The 20,874-nt window shown below is 54.6% G+C and carries 18 protein-coding genes and 1 pseudogene; 5 read left to right on the top strand and 14 right to left on the bottom strand.

What is annotated here, in order from left to right:
- Positions 1–38 precede the first annotated feature (38 nt).
- Positions 39–1,562, bottom strand: coding sequence for a flotillin lipid rafts scaffold protein FloT (gene floT, locus NQZ67_RS13460; protein ID WP_257446397.1), 1,524 nt, complete (start codon positions 1,560–1,562; stop codon positions 39–41).
- Between the two features lie 19 nt (positions 1,563–1,581).
- On the bottom strand, positions 1,582–2,106 hold the full coding sequence (locus NQZ67_RS13455) for an NfeD family membrane protein (protein ID WP_257446395.1): 525 nt from the start codon (positions 2,104–2,106) through the stop codon (positions 1,582–1,584).
- 352 nt (positions 2,107–2,458) lie between these two features.
- On the opposite strand from NQZ67_RS13455, the gene NQZ67_RS13450 reads away from it, so the two are divergent.
- Complete coding sequence (locus NQZ67_RS13450; protein WP_257446393.1) at positions 2,459–5,560, top strand: transglycosylase domain-containing protein; 3,102 nt, start codon at positions 2,459–2,461, stop codon at positions 5,558–5,560.
- A 79-nt stretch (positions 5,561–5,639) separates the two neighbouring features.
- On the opposite strand, the gene acsA is transcribed toward NQZ67_RS13450, so the two are convergent.
- Positions 5,640–7,364, bottom strand: a complete 1,725-nt coding sequence (acsA, locus tag NQZ67_RS13445) for an acetate--CoA ligase (protein WP_257446391.1) — start codon at positions 7,362–7,364, stop codon at positions 5,640–5,642.
- Between the two features lie 212 nt (positions 7,365–7,576).
- On the opposite strand from acsA, the gene NQZ67_RS13440 reads away from it, so the two are divergent.
- Both NQZ67_RS13440 and NQZ67_RS13435 read left to right on the top strand, forming a co-directional pair.
- Positions 7,577–8,212, top strand: coding sequence for a GNAT family N-acetyltransferase (locus NQZ67_RS13440; RefSeq protein ID WP_257446389.1), 636 nt, complete (start codon positions 7,577–7,579; stop codon positions 8,210–8,212).
- 36 nt (positions 8,213–8,248) lie between these two features.
- Complete coding sequence (locus NQZ67_RS13435) at positions 8,249–9,427, top strand: acetoin utilization protein AcuC (protein ID WP_257446387.1); 1,179 nt, start codon at positions 8,249–8,251, stop codon at positions 9,425–9,427.
- A 48-nt stretch (positions 9,428–9,475) separates the two neighbouring features.
- On the opposite strand, the gene NQZ67_RS13430 is transcribed toward NQZ67_RS13435, so the two are convergent.
- The 4 genes from NQZ67_RS13430 to NQZ67_RS13415 form a co-directional block, all read right to left on the bottom strand.
- Positions 9,476–10,174 carry a 5'-methylthioadenosine/adenosylhomocysteine nucleosidase gene (locus tag NQZ67_RS13430; protein WP_257446386.1) on the bottom strand — a complete coding sequence of 233 codons (699 nt, stop codon included), beginning with the start codon at positions 10,172–10,174 and terminating at the stop codon, positions 9,476–9,478.
- 5 nt (positions 10,175–10,179) lie between these two features.
- Entirely contained in the window at positions 10,180–11,184 is a 1,005-nt protein-coding gene (gene ccpA, locus NQZ67_RS13425; RefSeq protein WP_257446385.1) for a catabolite control protein A, read from the bottom strand.
- Positions 11,185–11,412: 228 nt separating this feature from the next.
- Positions 11,413–11,826 (bottom strand): hypothetical protein, encoded by a 414-nt coding sequence (locus NQZ67_RS13420; RefSeq protein WP_257446383.1) that lies wholly within the window; start codon positions 11,824–11,826, stop codon positions 11,413–11,415.
- Between the two features lie 187 nt (positions 11,827–12,013).
- The gene (locus NQZ67_RS13415; protein WP_257446382.1) at positions 12,014–12,415 is read right to left on the bottom strand and encodes a VanZ family protein; all 402 of its coding nucleotides are present in this window, start codon (positions 12,413–12,415) and stop codon (positions 12,014–12,016) included.
- Between the two features lie 76 nt (positions 12,416–12,491).
- Between NQZ67_RS13415 and NQZ67_RS13410 the strand changes: the two genes are divergently transcribed.
- Positions 12,492–13,022: a type 1 glutamine amidotransferase domain-containing protein gene (locus tag NQZ67_RS13410; RefSeq protein ID WP_257446379.1), complete on the top strand. Its 531-nt coding sequence runs from the start codon at positions 12,492–12,494 to the stop codon at positions 13,020–13,022.
- A 23-nt stretch (positions 13,023–13,045) separates the two neighbouring features.
- Here NQZ67_RS13410 and ptsP read toward each other — a convergent pair whose 3' ends face one another.
- From ptsP to NQZ67_RS13380, 6 genes are all read right to left on the bottom strand, one after another.
- Positions 13,046–14,800, bottom strand: coding sequence for a phosphoenolpyruvate--protein phosphotransferase (gene ptsP, locus NQZ67_RS13405; protein ID WP_257446377.1), 1,755 nt, complete (start codon positions 14,798–14,800; stop codon positions 13,046–13,048).
- On the bottom strand, positions 14,797–16,683 hold the full coding sequence (locus NQZ67_RS13400; protein ID WP_257446375.1) for a glucose PTS transporter subunit IIA: 1,887 nt from the start codon (positions 16,681–16,683) through the stop codon (positions 14,797–14,799). The genes ptsP and NQZ67_RS13400 overlap by 4 nt, the downstream gene beginning before the upstream one ends.
- Before the next feature lie 139 nt (positions 16,684–16,822).
- Complete coding sequence (locus tag NQZ67_RS13395) at positions 16,823–17,467, bottom strand: hypothetical protein (protein ID WP_257446372.1); 645 nt, start codon at positions 17,465–17,467, stop codon at positions 16,823–16,825.
- 123 nt (positions 17,468–17,590) lie between these two features.
- Positions 17,591–18,025 carry a CoA-binding protein gene (locus NQZ67_RS13390; protein WP_257446369.1) on the bottom strand — a complete coding sequence of 145 codons (435 nt, stop codon included), beginning with the start codon at positions 18,023–18,025 and terminating at the stop codon, positions 17,591–17,593.
- A 25-nt stretch (positions 18,026–18,050) separates the two neighbouring features.
- Positions 18,051–19,361 carry a 3-phosphoshikimate 1-carboxyvinyltransferase gene (gene aroA, locus NQZ67_RS13385; RefSeq protein ID WP_257446366.1) on the bottom strand — a complete coding sequence of 437 codons (1,311 nt, stop codon included), beginning with the start codon at positions 19,359–19,361 and terminating at the stop codon, positions 18,051–18,053.
- 25 nt (positions 19,362–19,386) lie between these two features.
- Complete coding sequence (locus NQZ67_RS13380; RefSeq protein WP_257446363.1) at positions 19,387–19,917, bottom strand: shikimate kinase; 531 nt, start codon at positions 19,915–19,917, stop codon at positions 19,387–19,389.
- A gap of 152 nt (positions 19,918–20,069) precedes the next feature.
- On the opposite strand from NQZ67_RS13380, the gene NQZ67_RS13375 reads away from it, so the two are divergent.
- A complete protein-coding gene (locus NQZ67_RS13375; RefSeq protein WP_257446361.1) occupies positions 20,070–20,375 on the top strand; it encodes a hypothetical protein in 306 nt (101 codons plus the stop codon).
- A 3-nt stretch (positions 20,376–20,378) separates the two neighbouring features.
- On the opposite strand, the pseudogene NQZ67_RS13370 reads toward NQZ67_RS13375, so the two are convergent.
- Positions 20,379–20,874 (bottom strand): annotated as a pseudogene (locus tag NQZ67_RS13370) (NADP-dependent phosphogluconate dehydrogenase); the annotation flags it as partial.

Here is a 20,874-nt window from a genome sequence, read left to right as displayed (position 1 = left end):
AAAAACCTTGAACCGTTCGGTTCAAGGTTTTTTCTTGCTTATTCCGTCGGCTTCGCCGGAGGCACGATGCTCTTCGCTTCGACCGCGGGGGCAATGGCTGGCGAGGAAGCAGGAATGGCCTTCGAGGTTAAGCCTTGAATCAGCTTATTCACGTCGATGCCGGAGACGCTCTTCAGCATTTCTGGAGCCGTCGCCATTAGCGAGGTAACGTAGTTGCTTACGCGCGCGGCTCCTTCCCCGTTCCCCGTGTCCACGACGGTCAGCTTGTCGATGGCGCCGATCGGCTCCGCTACTTTGCCCGCAAGTTCTGGCAGCATCTTCACGATGATATCGAGTACGGCCGCTTCTCCGAACTTCGCGAACGCTTCGGCCAGCTTCTCCTTCGCCTCCGCCTCCGCTAGGCCGCGCAAGCGGATAACCTCCGCTTCGGCCGTACCTTTCGCCCGCTCGGCCTCCGCGACCGCGAGACCGTCAAGCCGCTTCTGGGCAGCTTGGGCCTTCGCCTCCGCTTCAATCCGGTATTGCAGCGCGTCGGCTTCGCGAATCCGCTTCGCTTTGTCCGCTTCCGCCGCTTGCTCGACCGCGTAACGGTCGGCGTCCGCCTTCTTCTTCACTTCCGCGTCATACTGCTTCTCGCGGCGCAAGATCTCTTTGGCCTCGAGGTCGATTTCCCTCTCCTTGCGCACGAGCTCGACTTTCATCTGTTCTTCGACGACGCTTTGCTTCGCGCGGGCTTCCTGAATCGAATACGCCTGATCCGCTTCCGCCTTGGCCGTATCCTGATCGCGTTTGAAGGAAGCAACCTTCATTTCTTTATCCTTCTCCGCTTCCGCGATGTTCGTATCGCGCAGCAGCTCCGCTTTCTGTCCGGCTTCGGCCGCGAGCGCCTTCTGGATTCTCGCGTCGCGGACCGCTTCCGCTTCGGCAATGTCGGCATCCCGCTTCACCGCCGCTATTCTCGGCTTGCCGAGCGCGTCCAGGTAACCGTGCTTATCGCGCAGATCCTTGATCGTGAACGAGACGATCTGGAGCCCCATTTTCTTGAGGTCCTTGGCGGCGACGCCTTGCACCTCTTGGGCGAATTTGTCCCGGTTACGGTATACTTCCTCTACCGTCATGGTGCCGAGAATTGCGCGCAGATGGCCTTCGAGCACTTCCTGCGCCTCTCCCTTTAGAGACTCAGTCGGCTTTCCGAGGAACTGCTCCGCCGCCGTGGCGACATCCTCCACCGCGCCGCCGATCTTGATGATCGCCACGCCGTCGGCCATGACCGGCACGCCTTGCTCCGTGTAGACCTCCGGCGTCGATACGTCCAGCTTATGGGACAGCAGGGACAGAAACTCCGCTTTCTGGAACACCGGGAGAATGAACGCGCCGCCGCCCCTTATGATTTTCACCTTGCGGCCCGATTCGTCGACCGAAGTATTGCGGGTGCCGAGGAACGAACCCGTTACCAGCATCGCCTCATCCGGGCTGACCGTCTTGTACCTCGCCCAGAACGCTAACCCCAATACGATGATGACCCCGACTACGATTGCCGGCACAATAAAAACTTCTGGCATGTGAAATTGCCCCTCTCCATTATAGTTCTAAGTTCAACTCGGACACGTACAGGACTCCTTCGCGGACTTCGACAACGACGACCTTGGATCCGGATGGAATAGGCTCGTTGTCGAAGCTGGCCGCGATCTGGTTCGTATTCCCCGCTCCGACCTTGACCAGCACCTCGCCGTAGCCGTTCCGCGGAATCGAGACTAGCACTTCGCCAATTGAGCCCGAGAGCGACGCGACCGAGAAGGCGATCGAGCTTTCGCTGTTCTCCATCGGCTTCACGTACAAGAAATAAACGATAATTGCTCCCGCGACAGCAATCAGCACCGATCCGAGTACGATGACGGGTCCGGCAAAGCTGCTGTAACGTTCCATTAGAAATCCCGCTCCGCCGAAGATCGTTATGCCTCCCACGATCGTCATGGGCTGCAGGAAATCGACCGACAAAAAATCGAGGGCCCCATCCAAAGCCTGACTGAGCCAGTCTCCGAAAATCACGCTGACAATGGCGTACAAGACGCCGCCTATCAAGCAGGCGAGGTAAACGGTCTCCATGTCTCCCCTCCTTTCTCCTTCGTATAATCCTGTTATCCAAACTTACTAGTTATACGGGAATTATTTACAAACGTTGCTGGAAAAATTAACAATTTCTCATTTAGCTGGATTTGCAAAATGATGAATGGCCGCGCTCATTGATTATTTAATAGGCCGCCATCCCCGCCGCATGCTGGAAAACATTTCGCCAGCTTCATGCGTCTTATTATAAAACGCTGATCCGAATCTTTTGTTTAGATAAGCCAATTCCCTTCCTAGGTCGACAAAGTCAGACGCCTGTCGCCTTATTTCATGTACCGAATGGGGTTTTATGCTATAATGATAATGCAATTTTGGAGGAGGAGTTATAAGGATGGAAGAAGAAAAGCAACCGTCGTCGGCAAAAGCCTATAGCAAATGGCGATTTTTTGGGCTGGTATCATTCATCACGTTTAAATGGATTATTTATTTCGGCATATTCTTTGGATTACTGGCCGGAGGAGCGGTAACCGGCTATGTCGCGGCGCTCGTCAAGGACGAAGAGGTTCGGCCGCAGACGCTCATCCAGAACAAAGTCGGCGAATATTCGATGACGGGTTACGTTTATTTCAACGACGACTCCCTCGTCGGGCAGCTGCGGACCGACGAGGACCGCATCGTCATTACATACGACGAAATTCCGCAATCCGTCATCGACGCGTTAATCGCGACGGAGGACAACAATTTCTTCGAGCACAAGGGCGTCGACATTAACGGTCTCGGCCGCGCCGTGAAGCAGAAGCTGTTCAACGAGGACACGCAGACGGGCGGCAGCACGCTGACCCAGCAGCTGGCCCGCCGCGTGTTCCTCAGCCTCGACCGCACCGACAGCCGCAAGATCAAAGAAATTTTCCTGTCCTTGCGAATGGAACGTTATCTCACGAAGCAAGAGATACTGGCCGCCTATCTGAACAAGATGCCGTTCGGGAACGGCTCCAACGGATATCAGGTATTCGGCATTAAGGCAGCCGCGAAAGGGATTTTCGGCATCACCGATTTGAACAAACTGAATATCGCGCAATCGGCTTACCTGGCAGGCTTGCCGCAGCTGCCTTCGCTCTACAATGCGTTTAACGGTTCGGGCCAGTTCAACGAAGCGGGCTTCGAACGCGCGATGAAGCGTCAGCAGCTCGTGCTCGCCCGCATGCTCGAGACGGGCAAGATTACGCAGGAAGAACACGATGCGGCGTTGAAGTTCGACATGAAGGCGTCGCTTGCGCCGCCAAGCGAGAAGGCGTACACGACCTATCCTTACCTCATGCTCGAAGCCGAGCGCCAGGCGGCGGAAGTGCTGCTGATGCAGCAGGACCCGTCCTTGACGAAAGAAGACCTGCGCAAGAAGGAGAACGCGGCTCTGATCGAAGAAGCCCGCGAGCAGCTCCTGCGCGGCGGCTATCACGTCTATACGACGATCGACAAGGAAGTTTATTCGATCATGCGCGACATCGCGAGCAACGAAGAAAACTTCACGCCGTACAGCGAAGAGAAGGGCCTCGAGCAAATCGCCGGCATCATGCTCGACCACAAGACCGGCGCGATTATCGGCATGCTTGAAGGACGCGACTTCTATGAGGAGCAGATGAACTTCGCGACGCAGATGATCCGTCAGCCCGGCTCGACGATGAAGACGCTCGCCGCCTATTTGCCAGCCATCGAAGCAGGCATCATTCAGCCGGCCAGCATCGTGGACGACGCGCCGATCGTCATGAAGGACGGCCAGAAGGGCTTCCACATCCCGATGAACGTAACGAACAAGTTCATGGGTCTCGTCACCGCCCGGGAAGCGCTTAACCGCTCCTTGAACCTCCCTGCGCTCAAGATTTTCAACGAAGAGGTTACGATCGAGAAATCATGGGAGTTCGTTAGAAGCTTGGGCATCACCACTTTGCAGCCCGAGGACGCGTATGCGCAGACAGGCGTAATCGGCGGTTTAAGTCTCGGCGTATCCGTCGAAGAGATGACGAACGCGTATGGTTCGATCCCGAACCAAGGAGTTCTGCAGGATGCCTACATGATCGAGAAAATTACGGACGCGAACGGGAAAATCATCTATGAGCATCAAGAACAGCCGAAGCGCGTATTCTCCGAGCAAACCGCGTTCCTCATGACGGATATGCTGAGAACGGTCATCTCGGACCGCGCCGGCTCCGGTCATTCGGTTGCGCAGCAGTTCAAACAATACGGCAAAATCCCGGTCGCCGGGAAGACGGGTTCGACGCAAAGCTACGGCGACGTATGGTTTATGGGCTTTACGCCTGACGTCACGCTTGGCGTATGGGCCGGCTACGAGGAGCAGATCAACTCGTTGTCCAATAACGGACGCACGCGCGCGCGCTCCATATGGACGCTGATCATGAACAAGCTGACCGAAGAGAAACCGGAGCTGTTCGTGACGGATGCGTTCGCGAAGCCGGATGGCATCGTGAAAGCGACCGTCTCCAGCGCAAGCGGTCTAGTGCCGACGCAATTGACCAAGTCGGCAGGCATGCTGGTCACGGACTATTTCAATAAACAATTTTTACCGAAAAAGCCGGACGATGCACTGGTCAATATGAAATACATTACGTACGAGGGCATTAACTACGTGCCTAACGAAGCGACTCCCGAAGATATGCTGAAGGAGAAGGTCGTAATCAAGCGGAAGAAGCCGCTAGACGTATTAATGGACGAAATCAAAGCGGCACAGTCGAAGCTGCCCGCAAAAAACCGCAGACCGCTCGAGGTGTACGTGCCGGCTGACGCCAAGAACGACGCGCCTTCCAAGACGGATCCTCGAACGGACGACGGTGCATTGCCTGCGCCGCCGAATGATGTCAAGCTCACTACGGGCTCGAACGGCAGCGCGACGATCACTTTCACGGACAGCAAGTCGCCCGATATCGTCGGCTATCGCTTATACCGTTCTGTCGGTGGCGGGCCATTCGCCAAGTTCGGCGAATCGATTCATTTCGGGGAAGGCACTACGTTCAGCTTCCAGACCGCTGCGAACGAATCCGCAGCATACTACGTGGCGGCGGTAGACGTCGTAGGCAAAGAATCGCCGCAGGGCACACTCGTGTCGCTCGGTCTTCCGCCAGTTATTCCGGAATTGCCGAACACGGGCCTGCCTGGCGAAGGCAACGGCGGCACGGACGGCAACGGCGGCGAACAAAACGCCGAAGCGTCGGCTCCGCCTGCCGCTCCAAGCGGTCTTCAGGCACAGAGATCCGCGCTTAGCATCATTCTAAGCTGGGCAGCGAATCCCGTGTCCGATCAAGTCACCACTTATCATGTGTACTACAGCGCGAATAACGACGGCAGCTATGTAAAGCTCGCTTCTACAACGCAAACGAGCTTCGAGCATATGGCCCCGCTGTCCAACGGCAGCTACCAGGTTACGGCAGAGAACAGCGTCGGAGTATCCCTCCCTTCCGCCGCGATTACGGTAAGCGAATAAGAAAAGCAAGAAGGCCGCTTAGGATCCGGAACGGAGCCTAAGCGGCCTTCTTCTATTTCATTCGATATGGTTCCGACTACTAATCCTCGATGGTAGAAAGATCGCCCGTCGGCAGGTTAAGCTCCCATGCCTTAAGCACCCTTCTCATGATTTTGCCGCTGCGCGTCTTCGGAAGCTTATCCTTGAATTCGATTTCTCTTGGCGCCGCATGCGCCGACAAACCTACCTTAACGAACTGGGCAATTTCCTTCTTCAGCTCTTCCGAGGCCTCGTAGCCTTCGCGAAGCGCGATAAACGCTTTAATGATTTCGCCCCGCATGGGGTCCGGCTTGCCGATAACGCCCGCTTCCGCTACCGCCGGGTGCTCGACAAGCTTGCTTTCGACCTCGAACGGACCGACGCGCTCGCCCGCCGTATTAATGACGTCGTCGATCCGGCCTTGGAACCAGAAGTAACCGTCTTCGTCCATATAAGCGGAATCCCCGGATACGTACCAGCCTTCCAGGCGGAAATACTCCTCGTACTTGGCAGGGTTATTCCAAATCTTGCGCATCATGGACGGCCATGGCACGCGAACCGCCAGATTGCCCATACGGTAAGGCGGCACCTCGTTGCCGCTGTCATCGATAATGGCGGCTTGTACGCCCGGCAGCGGTTTGCCCATGGAGCCCGGCTTAATATCCATGCTCGGATAGTTGCAAATCAGCTGTCCGCCCGTCTCGGTCATCCACCATGTATCGTGAATCCGCTGGTTATACACCTTCATCCCCCATCTGACGACTTCGGGATTAAGCGGCTCCCCTACGCTAAGCACATGGCGAAGGCTCGACAGATCGAATTGCTTCGACAAATCGTCGCCCGCTCCCATCAGCATGCGGAACGCCGTCGGCGCGCTATACCAGACCGTTACGCCGTACTTCTGAATGACAGAGTACCAATCGCTCGGACTGAATCGGCCCCCGCGAACGACGTTGGTCGCGCCATTCAACCATGGAGCGAAAATGCCATACGACGTTCCCGTTACCCAGCCAGGGTCCGCCGTACACCAGTAGATATCGTCCTCCTTCAAATCGAGAACGATTTGACCCGTCAATTTGTGCTGGATCATCGCGTTCTGGACATGGAAAACGCCTTTTGGCTTTCCGGTGGATCCCGATGTATAATGGAGAATAAGTCCGTCTTCGCGGTCCAGCCATTCGATTTCGGCCGTCTCGGAGGCTGTGGCCATCTCTTCTTTGTAGTTTACGATTCCCTCTTCGGCAGGGACGTCGTCACCGAAGACGATAATATGCTTGAGAGCCGGAAGCTCGTCGCGTTTAATGCGGTGCAGCAGCGCGGGCGTCGTTACGATCGCAACCGCTTCGCTGTCTTGCAGCCTGTCCTTGACGGCGGTTTCCATGAAGGCTTCGAATAACGGGCCAACTACCGCTCCGATCTTAAGCGCGCCAAGCACGCTGAAGTACAGCTCGGGCGTACGGGGCATAAAGATAAATACGCGCTCGCCCTTGCCGATGCCGAGGCCGCGCAAGACGTTAGCGAATCGGCCCGATTGGCGGCTCAGCTGTTCGAATGTATACGATTCATCGCGCTCGCTGTCGCTATAATAAAGCGCTGTCTTTTGTCCTTTGCCGAGCTCGACATGGCGGTCGACCGCCTCGTAGGCCATATTCACTTTGCCGATTTCGTGCCAGCTGAATTGCTTCTCTACCTGCTCCCATGCAAAGGACGCTTTCGCTTCTTCGTAATTTTCTAAATTCGGATTAGCCGCTGTTGCCGGAATACGTTCTTGATGCAAGTTGATCATTCTATCACTCTCCCATCAAATCTGTAATACTTCAGTTATAGTATGCGCTTTCAATTGACCTCTCTCATTATACCACAACCTGTTAACTCTCGACTACGCTTTTCATTTTCTTGATTGTTTGTTATAAACAAATAGTAGAAAACAATCATATTAACGATGGATTCAATCATTTTATTGGCGTGATCATAATGACGAAGGAGGACGACCCGCAGATGGAGCACCGCAAAATAGCGCTCAGAGAAACCGTTACGACCCGCGACCATCGCGAATTGATCATAGAAGGCCCCGTTCCTCCCGATGCGTTAGCGGAGTATACGATGCACCCGAAGCTCGACGCTTTCCGCCGCCCGGCGGATCAGCACGAGGCGCTAGTCGAAATCGCCTCGCTGGAAGAAGGCCGCATCCTATTAGCCCGCGAGGGCAATCAAATCGTAGGGTACGTAACCTTTCATTATCCGGACGAGCTGGAACGGTGGTCGGAAGGCGGCATGAAAGATTTGATCGAGCTCGGGGCCATCGAAGTGGCAGACGATTACCGCTCCTACGGGCTCGGCAAAAAATTGATCGCCATGGCTTTCGCCGAGGAACAGCTGGAGAACATGATCGTGTTCACGACGGAGTATTATTGGCACTGGGACTTGGAAGGAACGGGTCTTAACGTGTGGGATTACCGGGCCATGATGGAGAAGCTCATGAAATCGGCCGGTATGATCTGGTATGCAACCGATGATCCGGAAATATGCTCCCATCCCGCGAACTGCCTGATGGTGCGGATAGGCAAGGAAGTGCCGCTCTCTTCCATCGAGCAATTCGACCGAGTCCGGTTCCGCGGACGATTCATGTATTAAGCCGAACTATCTACTGGGAAAGGAAATGAGCTTAGAATGGTATCAAAGGCAATATTCATTCATCATTCCGATTCATCCGGCTACAAATTCCATGACGACCATCCGTTCGATCCCATCCGTCAGACGTTGACGATCGATCTGCTGAAGGAAGCCGGAGCTTTGAAGGACGATCAGATCGTCTCCCCCGGCTATACAATCTCCGAGCAGCAATTACGCTGGGTTCATCGCGACGATTACATACAAGCCGTGAAGCAGTTGGATCATGAAGACGATCCTCGCCGCAAATCGGTCATCGCGGAGCAATTCGGCCTTCAGACGGAGGACACGCCTTTTTTTCCCGGGCTTCACAAAGCGGCCTCCGCCATCGCGACCGGCTCTCTCGAAGCGGCTGAGGCCGTCATGAGCGGCAAGGCGCAGCATGCCTTCCATCTTGCGGGCGGGCATCATCATGCATTTCCCGATCGCGCATCCGGCTTCTGCGTCTATAATGACGCTTCGATCGCGATTCAGCATATTCGCCGCCATTACAATGCGCGCGTTCTTTACGTCGATACGGACGTCCATCATGGCGACGGGGTGCAATGGTGCTTCTATGAAGACCCTGACGTATGCACGTATTCGATCCATGAGACGGGCAAATATTTGTTCCCCGGCACCGGCTTTGCTTACGAGAAAGGCGTCGATTCCGGCTTCGGCGCTTGCTTTAACGTACCGCTGGAGCCCTATACCGAAGATGATTCTTGGCTGGAGAGCTTTAACGTCACGCTTCGCAAAGTCATCGAAGCGTTCAAACCCGATGTCATTATCAGCCAACATGGCTGTGACGCTCATGCGTACGATCCTCTGTCCCATATCCATTGCAGCATGAGAATCTACGAGGAGATCCCCGCGATCCTCCACGAGCTTGCTCATGCTTATACGAACGGCAAGTGGATAGCGCTTGGCGGCGGAGGCTACGATATATGGAGAGTCGTGCCTCGCGCCTGGTCGCATGTTTGGCTGGAAATGTCGGATCACCCGCTCGCGGCGGCCCTTAAGGAGGGGCGCCGTATGCCTCTCCCGAAGGCATGGCTGGATCGTTGGAAGGATCAGAGTCCCGTGGCGCTTCCCGCTTACTGGCAGGATGAGCGCTCCGACATTCCGGCCATCCCTAGGCGCGACATCATAACCGAGCAGAACAGGACTATTCAATCGATTGTCATTCAAGATCTATAGAAATGCAAAAAGAAAGAAGCGCCGCGTTATGCGGCGCTTCTACTTCTCTCAAAGGCTCTTCACGATTTCATCGATAATGCGGAACGAATTCTCGGAAGCTTGAACCGTAAATTCCGCAAAGTTCACATGGGCGGAGCCGTCGGCCTTGTCCGACATGGAACGAATGACGACAAACGGAATGTCGTTCATATCGCAAACTTGCGCGACGGCCGCGCCTTCCATCTCCGCGCAGGCACCCTGCAGCGTCTGATGAAGCCCTTCAACGGTGCCTCTATCCGCGATGAACTGATCGCCGGATAAAACCTTGCCCTTCAAGCTGTGCCCTGGGAAGACACGCTCGCTGGCCTCATAAGCTAATTGAACCAACTGCTCGTCCGCCGCAAACTCCGAACGGGGATGGTATGGAATGACACCCTTGGCGAAACCAAGCGGCGTTACATCCATGTCATGCTGGATGCAGCTGGTCGATACGACGATGTCACCGATGTTCAAGGCAGGATCCAGTGCGCCCGCGACGCCGGTAAACAATACGCTGGTCGCGCCCGCTTCCAGCAGAAGCTGCGTGCATACCGCGGCGTTCACCTTCCCGACTCCCGATTTGCAGAAGATTACGTTCTTCCCGTGGAAGCTGCCTTCATAATACGTAATGCCCGCCTTCGTAAACTCCGACGTGACATCAACATGCCGGTGAAGCTGCTCGATCTCTTCCGCCATTGCTCCGATTATGCCGATTTTCGTTGTCGTCATCGCGATTAAATGCCTCCAACGGAATGGCGAACCACGATTTCATGCGGCAGAATAACCTTCGAGTGCTCGACATTTTCTTTCTTCATGAGCTTCGTCAGCAGGCGCATGGAAACGGCTCCGATATCATACATCGGCTGCGCTACCGCCGTGAGCTGAGGTCTTACCATGGATGCCATGCGGCTGTTGTCCACGCTGATCACGGAAATATCTCCCGGCACATTAAGTCCCGAGTCTTGGATGCAGTGAATCGCGCCGATCGCCATCTCGTCCGTAGCGGAGAAGACGGCCGTCGGTTTTTCTTCGAGCTCGATAAAATATTTCATCGCATCGACGCCCGACTCGTAACGGTAGTTCCCGATGCGAACTAATGTATCATCGTATGTAATGCCCGATTGCTCCAAGGCGCGCTTGTAGCCCTGGAATCGCGCATAACCATTGGATGGATCCTGAAGCGTTCCGCTGATCATCGCGATGCGGCGATGGCCTTGGGAGATAAGCTTCATGACCGCGTCGAACGCCGCTTCCTCGTGATTAATGTCAACGGAAGGAATTTGGTTGTTCTCGTCGCTGGTCGCGCACAATACGATCGGCACGTTCGCCGTGCGGAAAGCGACCAGATGGTCGTCCGTGACGGCGCCGCCCATGAAGAGCAAGCCGTCGACTTGCTTCTCCAGCAGCGTATTGATAACCCGGATTTCCTTGTCTTTCTTCTTGTCGGCATTACATAAAATAATATTATAATGATACATATTGGCGATATCTTCGATGCCGCGCGCCACTTCCGCGAAAATCGCGTTGGATATATCGGGAATCACGACGCCGACCGTTGTCGTCTTCTTGCTGGCCAAGCCGCGAGCTACCGCGTTCGGACGATAGCCGAGACGTTCGATGGCCTCGTATACTTTCTTTCTCGTTGCCGGTTTCACGTTCGGGTTGTTGTTGACCACCCGGGAAACCGTTGCCATGGATACACCTGCTTCTCTTGCTACATCATAAATGGTTACCGTCACGGATTCTCTCTCCATTTGCTCAAATTTTTCATTCTTTCGTACGCCGTATATTAACGTAATAATACGACAAAATATTACTTTTCGCAATGTTAACGCCTATCGGTCGTAAGAAATACATGTGAGGAATCCTGCTGCGGGTAACGAATTTACAACGGATGACAGTTTGATGGAACAGTTGCAGGGATCATATCAGCCGCTCGTCTAGCTTATTCAATCTCGTTGAGGGCGTTATGTATGCAATGTTCGTCTGCTGATTTGGTTCAGACGTTTCTTAATATCCTCGATCCAGGATTCGTCGTTCAAGGATTGCGCCAGCAAATACAAATCAAGAAGCATATTCACGCGCTGCTCGATCAGCGCCTCTACTTCATGCGCCTCCGGCTGTTGCTTGTACGCTTTTGCTTCTACTAACAAATCTGCCCATTCGTTGCATTCGTTAAACAAAAAGCTACCTTTATGAGGATGAGCTCCAAGCTGAGCGATCAGACCCGTCAAATCCGGCTTCACTTCGGGAATGACCTCGCTTCTACTGCATGACGCGCACGAAAAAATCGGCACATTATCGATTTCCACTTTCCCCGAATAGATGACCGTACGCAATTTCATCGTCATTGTTTCGCCGCAGAGGCATTTTTTCCGCAAGATGGCCAACTCCTTCTCATAACGGCGAAAAGCCGCTATCTATCCTACTTTAATCACGCGAAACGGCGGCGTTCCTGCTGGGGAATTGCCTTCCTTCGTTTCAGCTTTGTGAATAAAATATTCGACCTTTTTTGTCAAAAATCCTGCTGACGATGCTTTGTAATTTTTTCTACGACCATCGAAACGATTAACTCGCGTAACGTCTCCACTTCTTCCGAACAAAAGGAATGGAGATGACGATCGTCCAAACAGCCGCTCCGATCATATCGTTGCGTATATCTTTCATATCCATCATGCGCCCTCCGACATACGACTGGTGAAGCTCATCCGTCACGCCGTATAAGCCGCATAACAAAATAATGGCGAGCTTGAGAACAATCCCGTCGGCTCTTCTGCCGAAGCCGTAATCGAATGCGGCGGCGAGAATAAAGTACGAGACGAAATGTCCCCAGTTAAAGTCCGTCATGCCGGGAAAAAACTTTTGGAAGAATGGCAGAACCGAGTTGATCTCGTCGCCGGTGCGGGAGGATAACGCGAAGATGACGCCCATCCATGCCAAAGCGGGTATAAAGCGTAGCCATTTGTTCATTTGATTCATATATACTCCTTCGTTACAATAGGAATGATTGATTGTTCAACATTTCATGGAGATGGAGGCTTGCGATATGACCTTGCATAACCAAACGGTTATTTGCCTGCTGGACGACGAGTTCGAGGATTTGGAATTATGGTATCCGGTATATCGCGCGCGCGAAGCAGGCGCGACCGTCCTGTTCGCGGGACCCGAGAAAGGCAAAACCCACATCGGCAAATACGGCGTGCCTGCCGTTGCCGATCTGTCGTTCGACGAAGTGAACGGCGATGACATTCACGGTCTGCTCGTACCCGGAGGGTGGGCGCCGGATAAGCTGAGACGTTATCCGAAGGTTCTGCAGTTGGTCAAGGAAATGAACGAAGCGGATAAGCCGATCGGCCAAATCTGCCATGCGGGCTGGGTGCTCATCTCGGCCAAAATATTAACGGGACGGAAAGTGACCTCCACCCCGGGTATTCGGGACGACATGGAGAACGCGGGAGCCGAATGGCTGGACGAGCCCGTCGTTGTCGACGGGAATCTCATTTCCGCGCGCAGACCCCCCGATCTTCCTCCGTATGCAAAAGCATTTGTGGACGCATTAGAACAGCGAATGGGATAACCATTCGCTGTTTTTTTATGGCTCTATTCAACCTTATCGGCGCTGAAAACGGGGCTTATTGAGGAGGCGCTGAAATCTTCAAGCCTCTGAACAATCTCGCCGCTGGTGCGGCATGTCTTCAGCTGCTCGAGTAGAGCTCGGCATTGTTCCTGCCGGGTGTCAAGAAGACGCTGCTTGACATGAAGGATGGAATGCGCGGACATGCTAAGCTCGTCGACATCCAGACTCAGCCAGATCGGCAGCGCCCGCAAATCTCCGGCCATCTCCCCGCACACGCTGATCGTAATGCCGCTCTTCTTGGCCGCTGCAGTCGTCTGCACCAGCATCCGAAGCAGTGCCGGATGGAACGGATCGTAGAGATGCGAAATTTCTTCGTTCATTCGGTCGACGGCCAGCGTGAATTGCACTAAATCATTGGTCCCGATGCTGAAAAAATCGACTTCCTGCGCAAGCAAATCGGCGATCATGACCGCTGCCGGCACTTCGATCATAATGCCGACCTTCATATTTGGGTTGTATGGAATTCCTTCTCGATCCAGCTCCCGCTTGGCTTCGTCAAGAATGGCATTAGCCGCGCGCACTTCTTCGATGGACGAGATAAGCGGGTACATTAATTTCACTTCTCCGAAGGCGCTCGCCCGGAGGATAGCCCGCAGCTGCGTCTTGAACAGATCCTTGCGGTCGAGCGATATACGGATCGCCCGATAGCCGAGGAACGGGTTGTCTTCCTCCGGCAGCTCGAAATAATCCAGCTGCTTGTCGCCCCCGATGTCTAGCGTTCGAATGACGAGCGGGTCGCCGCCCAGCCTCTCCGCCACGCTGCGATATACTTCATACTGTTCTTCTTCCCGGGGGAATCGGTTACGGTCCATATATAGAAACTCAGTCCGGAACAGCCCTACGCCGTTCGCTCCGCTGGAAAGGGCGATTTCAAGCTCCTTCATGGAGCTGATATTGGCCTCGAGCCTGAGCGCTTTCCCGTCCGGCGTGACCGCTCGGCGGTCCGCGATATGCTGCAGCTTCCTCTTCGCTTCCGTCTGCTTCTCATGAAGTGAATGATATTGTTCGATGACGTCCGGCGCGGGATCGATGAACACTTTGCCGTCCCCGCCATCGATGACGATCGTCTGCCCGGTAGTAATCGGCTCCTTGAGATCGCCTTCGATGCCCACGACGAGCGGAATGCCCAAAGCTCGAGCCATAATGGACGAGTGCGAGGTCGTGCTGCCCGCCATTGTGACGATTCCGAGCACATGATCGGGATTGATGTGGGCTAGCTGAGACGGCGACAGCTCTTTGGCTACGAGAATGAATGGCTGCGTATCCTTCGGCAGCGCGATTTCCGGCACGCCCAGCAAATGCTTGAGCAGCCGGTTGCCGACATCCTTGATGTCGAGCGCCCGTTCCTTCATGTAATCATCGTCAAGCAGGTCGAACATGGTAACGAAATGGTCGATCGCTTCTTTGACCGCGACTTCCGCCGCTTTGTACTGGCGCTGGATAATGCCTTGAATCTCGTTCATAAAGACGGGATCGTCCAGAATCGCGATATGCGCGTCGAATATATGTGTCTCTTCCGAGCCGACAACCTCTCTTAGCTCGTCCTTGATTTGTTCGATTTCATTTTTCGAGGTACGAATGCCTTCGTAGACCCGTTCGAACTCCCTGGCGAAATCCGCAACGTCGATTTTCTGATCAGGCACTTCCCATTCCCAGTTCGGCAATACGAACGCCTTCCCGACCGCGATGCCCGACGAGGCGCCAATCCCTTGAATCATTGTGTTTCCCCTCCACCATTGCTCTCTTTAAGCACGACTGACATGACCGACGATTGTCCCTTTCTCACCGCTTTGAAAGGCGCGTATCTCCAAGACTGGACGACGTCGGAGTTCGTAATGACCATTGGTGTGGCCAAAGATTTGGCTTCCTTCCGCACCCGCTGCAGGTTAAAGCGGATAAGCAGCATGCCTGGCGTAACGTCGTCCCCTTCCTTCACGAGCGACTGGAAATATGATTTCCCGGCCAATCGGGACGTATCGATACCGATGTGCAGCAGGACTTCCAGCCCTTCCGCCGTCTTGATTCCGATCGCGTGCATCGTAGGATAAATATGGATGACTTTCCCTTTGACCGGCGATACCAGCTCGCCCCGGTCCGGGATGAACGCGACGCCCTGCCCTACGAGCTTCCCGGCGAATATCGGATCGGGAACCTCTTCGAGCGGAATCATCTTCCCTTGCATCGGGGAATGGAACAGCACCTGCGCCTGATCGCGGCGGATAGCCTTCAGCATTTCTTCGCGGATGAGCTCGGAGTACGTGCCGAAAACGACTTGAACATGTCCGCCGCCCAGCCTGATTACGCCCGCCGCGCCTAGATTACGAAGCGCGTTGATATCGATTATTTTCTCGTTCGATACTTTCAGGCGAAGCCGAGTAATACATGATTCCATTTGGACGATGTTCTGCTTGCCGCCGATCGCTTGCAGGATAAGGGGCGCCCGGTACGGAATGTCCCCTGCCCATTCGTCAAGCTGAGAACCTTCTTCGCGTCCAGGGGTCGGAATACGGAAGCGGCGAATCGCCCAGCGGAATAAGAAGTAATACACAATGCCGACGACGACGCCGATTGGAAGAAGCAGCCAGCCTCTCGTGGCCAGGTGCTCGTTAATGATAAAATCGATGGCGCCCGCCGAGAAGGAAAAGCCGTGCAGAATGCCAAGCTCATATGTAATCCACATAATAACGCCGGATAACAGAGCGTGTACCACATACAAATAAGGAGCCACGAACAGGAACGCGAACTCGACCGGCTCCGTTACGCCCGTCAAGAACGAAGCAAGCGCGGCGTAAAGAAACGTTTTGCGAATTTTCGGCTTGAGGTCCTCCCGCGCTTCATGGATGATCGCGAACGCAATGGCCGGCAGCGCAAACATCATCGTCGGATAAAGCCCCGCCATGAAGCTGCCCGCAGTCGGATCGCCGGCGAAAAACCGAGGCAAGTCGCCATACACCATGTTTCCGGCTTCCGTTTCATAGCCGCCGATTTGGAACCAGAACACATGGCTAACCAAATGGTGAAGACCGAAAACGGTGAGAATACGATGGATGAAGCCGTATAGGAAAACGCCGAACCCTCCGCCCGACGATACGGTTTTCCCTAGCTCAACTAGCAGGGCTTGCAAATAAGGAGCAATATTAACCATACCTATGGCAAATAAGAGCGAAATAAAACTAACAAACAACGGAACAAATCGCGGCCCGCCAAAAAATTGAATATACTCCGGCAGCTTAAGATCCTTGAATCGTTCGTGGCTGAAGCCCGAAATGATGCCCATAAAGGATCCAATCAGCACGGTCGGTTCGATTTCGGGGTTCGCGGACCCGGTGATGCCCGTATAGATGATCATGCCTATCAATGCCGCCATCCCGGCCGCGAGGGCGTTGCCGGTAAGCCCAAGCGCGATGCCAAGCGCAAACACAAACGGCAAATAAGCGAATATGATATCGCTGGCGGCCCTTAAATGCTCCGGCATGCCGGGCAATCCGATCCAATCCCATGGCAGCTGGCTTAAGCTTAAAAACACCGCGGCAGCGGGGAGCACGATCATCGGCAGCATGAAAGCTCTGCCCAATTGCTGCAGGCTCCCTATGAAAGTCATGGGCTTGCCTCCTTCGTAAGCGCTATCTAGAACTTGTCTATTACGATGTTAAGCGCTGGCTTCTTATTTGTCAAAATAAAAGACGGGCCGAAGGCCCGCCCTGTTGATGATTCTTTCCCTTGTCGGGATTACTTGCCGATTAACGGAAGTTCGAGTTCGAATTGCCCGCTTGGTATCCCAACTGCGAAATGACCGGACCTGCTTGCTGATAGGCGTTGGTCGCTTCGTACACCGGATGCTGCGAAGTCGTGCTGGAATGAACCTGGGACATGCCAAAGCCTTGAGCGGCTTGGTATTGGTTTTGATTTTGCAAACCCATGCCCGTGTTCGATGCCGCAAAGGAGGATTGCACCGGTTGGTAGTAGGACTGCTGCTGTCCGAATTGGCTTTGGGACTGGTATTGACCTTGGTTCTGATTGTCAATACCGGCTTGGTAGCCAACGCGAGCGATCACCGGACCAACATTGCCGAATGCCGTAGCCGGGGAGCTGGCATGGCTTTGAACCGGTTGATGCGAAATGAATGTGTTCGTAATAGCCGGTTGGTTAAACGAGCTATAAGCGGACGCGGAATTCTGCTGATAGCCGTATTGCGTGTTTTGGGAGCCGTAGCTGTTGTTCGTCGGGCTGCTTACGATGGATTGCTGCGTGCGGCCGAACGAAGGTTGGCTCAGCTGACCTTGGTAGCTGGATTGAACGAATCCGGATGGTTGGAATTGCGATTGTGTCGAGAAATTCTGTCTTCCGCCTTGGAATTGTACCGGCTGTTGCGAATATTGATTCACGTCGTGTCCTCCTTGGATGTTAAGCGTAAGTCTTCAGCCAAGCAGCCCGTTAAGCTTTATGCTCCGGACCGCTCCTCCTGAAGCCTTTCTTATTGTGGAGATTAGACGTGATAATTATAACCGTTAGGATTTGGGTTTTCCTTCGGGCAGGAGGATCGAATCCTCGACCTTGATGCAGCGGTCCATGATGACGTTCATTCCTGCGGCGGAAGCGATAGAGGCCGCTTCTTCATTCGAGATGCCGAGCTGGAGCCAGAGCGTCTTGGCGCCGATCGCCGCCGCTTCCTCGGCCACGCCAGGCGTATGCTCGCTGCGCCGGAACACGTTCACGATATCGACCGGCACGGGAATGTCGCTTAGCTTGGCATAGCTTTTCTGCCCCAGTATGGTATCCGCGTTCGGATTGACGGGAATAATCGTATAGCCTTTCTTCTGCATCGCTTCGGACACCATGTACGATATCCGCTCCGGGTTGTCGGATAAGCCGACGACCGCTACGGTATCGCTGCCCTGCAGCAAATGTTTGATCTGCTCTCTGTCCGGATTTTGAAACGCCATTGCCACACCTCGGTCCATCAAGATTTTAATGAGAAGAGGATGCTCCGTTTACCCATTCTACGTTAGCGCCCAGCGCTTTCAGGTGGTCGAAATAAATCGGATACGACTTGGCGACATGATGCGCGTCATGAATCCGGATCGGCGCCTTCGAACGCAATCCTACCACCGTGAGCGCCATAATGACGCGATGATCATAATGCGCGTCGATATCGACTCCGCCTTCGACGCCTTCCGGCCGTCCGTGAACGATAATTTCGCTCTGGCGCTCCTCGACGTTCGCTCCCGCTTTGCGAAGCTCGTTCAAATAATCCGTGATGCGGTCGCATTCCTTGTAACGCAGATTCTCGACGTTATAGAAACGGGACGTGCCTTCCGCGAAGACGGCTGCCGCTACCATGGCGAGAACCGCGTCCGTCGCATGGTCTCCGTCGAATTCAACGGCCTTCAACTTGCAGTTGCCTTGTACGTGCACAACGCCGTTCTCGTGAGTCAGAGGCGTTTCCATCATGCGAAGCACGTCGACGACCGCGCGCTCTCCCTGCTTGCTGTTCTCCATCAGACGATTCACGACAACATCCGATTCCGTGACGGCGGCTGCCGCAAGAATCGCGGCGGAGCCGGGATAATCCCCCTGAACGTGATACGTCTTCGCTTCGTAGCGTTGACCGCCAGGCACGCGGAAGCGCATATAATCCTCGTCGGCATGAATAACGATGCCGGCTTGCTCCAGCACTTCCAGCGTCTGGCCGACGACGACCTTGGACTTCAGATCGTGGAGCACCTCGATTTCGCTGTCTTCATCCAGCAGCGGGGTCAAAAAAAGAAGCGCGCTAAGGAATTGGGAGCTGATGTTCCCGGATACTTGAATGTGCCCGCCGCGAGGCTTGCCGCCTTGAATGCGGATCGGGAGCTTGCCTTCATTATGCTCAATAGTGACGCCCATATTGCTCAGCGACTCGATTAAATCGTTATGAGGGCGTTTGCCGAGCGAGTCCGGATACCGGTTGATGAAGGTGACGTCCGGGCATAACGAAGCAATGGCCATGAGGAAACGGAGCACGGCTCCCGCGTTGCCAACGTCCAGCTGTTCCGCCGGCTTCGGATTCCGGCCGAAGCCGGTAATGACGATTTTCTCGTCGTCCTCTTCCACAATCGCTCCCAAATCCCGGATGCACCGGCGCATAGCGTCGCTGTCTTCGCTGTGGGCAGGATAATAAATCGTGCTGGTACCTTCGGCAAGCGCCGCTACAAGCAAATATCTCGTCGTGTAATTTTTCGAGGAAAGCGCCTCGATTCTACCCTTCAGCCGGGGCGTCGGCGTGACGATTACATCCATTTCTCGTTACGTCTCCTATCTATAGTCAATTGAAATGAAGCTTCCATTCTCTTAAGACGTTCTCCACGACCTGTTCGACCGTGAGCTCCGTCGTGTCGATCGAGAAATGCGCGAAGTCGTAAATGCCTTTCCGTTGCTCCAGCAGAGCGTGTACCCTGCTCTCCACATCTCCTTGGAGGAGCGGTCTCTCCGTATCCGCCTTCACCCTAGCGATGATCCGCTCCGCGCTGCACGCAAGCGCCACGACGAATCCGCCGCCCAGCATCGCCTCTCGATTCTCTTCCCTCAGGACGGCTCCGCCCCCGGTTGCTATCACGATAGGCTCCTTGCGGTTTATCAGGCCTGCCAAAACCCGGCTCTCGATCGCGCGGAACGCTTCCTCCCCGTCGCTCGCGAAAATCTCCGGGATGGTCCGCCCTTCGGCTCGTTCGATCTCTTCGTCCGCGTCCAGTCTCAGCCATCCCAGCTTATCCGCCAGGAGCCTGCTGACGCTCGATTTCCCCGTTCCCATAAAACCGATTAAGATCAGCTTGTCGCGCGAAGCTTGTGAAACCATCGATCAACCATCCTTTTTGCGCGGTCAGCGCCGCATTTCTTCCATATCATATCATTTTTTTCGGTATTCGGGGTATAAAAAATAGGAATAAGCCGTATGGATGATAATGATGCAATCTCGATTCCTATTCCAAAAAAGGGAGCGACAAGCCTATGCCAAGCGAAGCTTCGACGCGGGCGTTTCAAGCTACCGAGCAAAAGATCAAACAAATCCTGGACCCCGAGCATCCTCTGTGCCGAGAGGACGTCGTATGGATGCTGGGTTATATCAAAAAAAAGGTGGCTGACGAAGATCCATCGCTCATGGATCTGCCGCAGCCACGCCTGATGCAGAACTTTCTGTATTTTGCCGAAGCCGCCATGGCCCTCATCATGCGCAGGCATTACTGCGATCAAGAAGCCAGCCGGCTTCGGCACTTGCTGAGACAAGCAGCTTACGGGTTGATTCCCGAGCGCTGACGCTTAGGATTGCATCCAATTGAAGTGGAAGGTGCCTTCCTTGTCGACGCGCTTGAACGTATGAGCGCCGAAGTAATCGCGCTGCGCTTGCAGCAGGTTAGCCGGCAAACGCTCTGTACGGTAGCTGTCGAAGTAAGCCAGCGCGCTCGCGAACGCCGGTACCGGCACGCCGTTCGTCACGGCTGCCGCGACTACCTCGCGCCATGCGCCTTGGTACGATTCCACGATGTTCTGGAAGTATGGATCGAGCAGCAGGTTGCGCAGCTCCGGATCGCGGTCGTACGCGTCCTTGATGTTCTGCAGGAAGCGCGCGCGGATGATGCAGCCGCCGCGGAAGATCATCGCGATGTCGCCGTAGCGCAGATCCCAGCTATACTCCTCGGATGCCGCGCGCATCTGCGCGAAGCCTTGCGCGTACGAGCAGATCTTGCTCGCGAACAGCGCCTTGCGGACCGCTTCGATGAATGCCGCTTTGTCGCCTTGGAACGGCGCTTTAGCA

Source organism: Paenibacillus soyae (assembly GCF_024623455.1).
Classification (GTDB): Bacteria; Bacillota; Bacilli; order Paenibacillales; family Paenibacillaceae; genus Pristimantibacillus; species Pristimantibacillus soyae.
The sequence above is the reverse complement of the archived record's forward strand: the minus strand, read 5'-3'. Positions and strand labels throughout refer to the sequence as shown.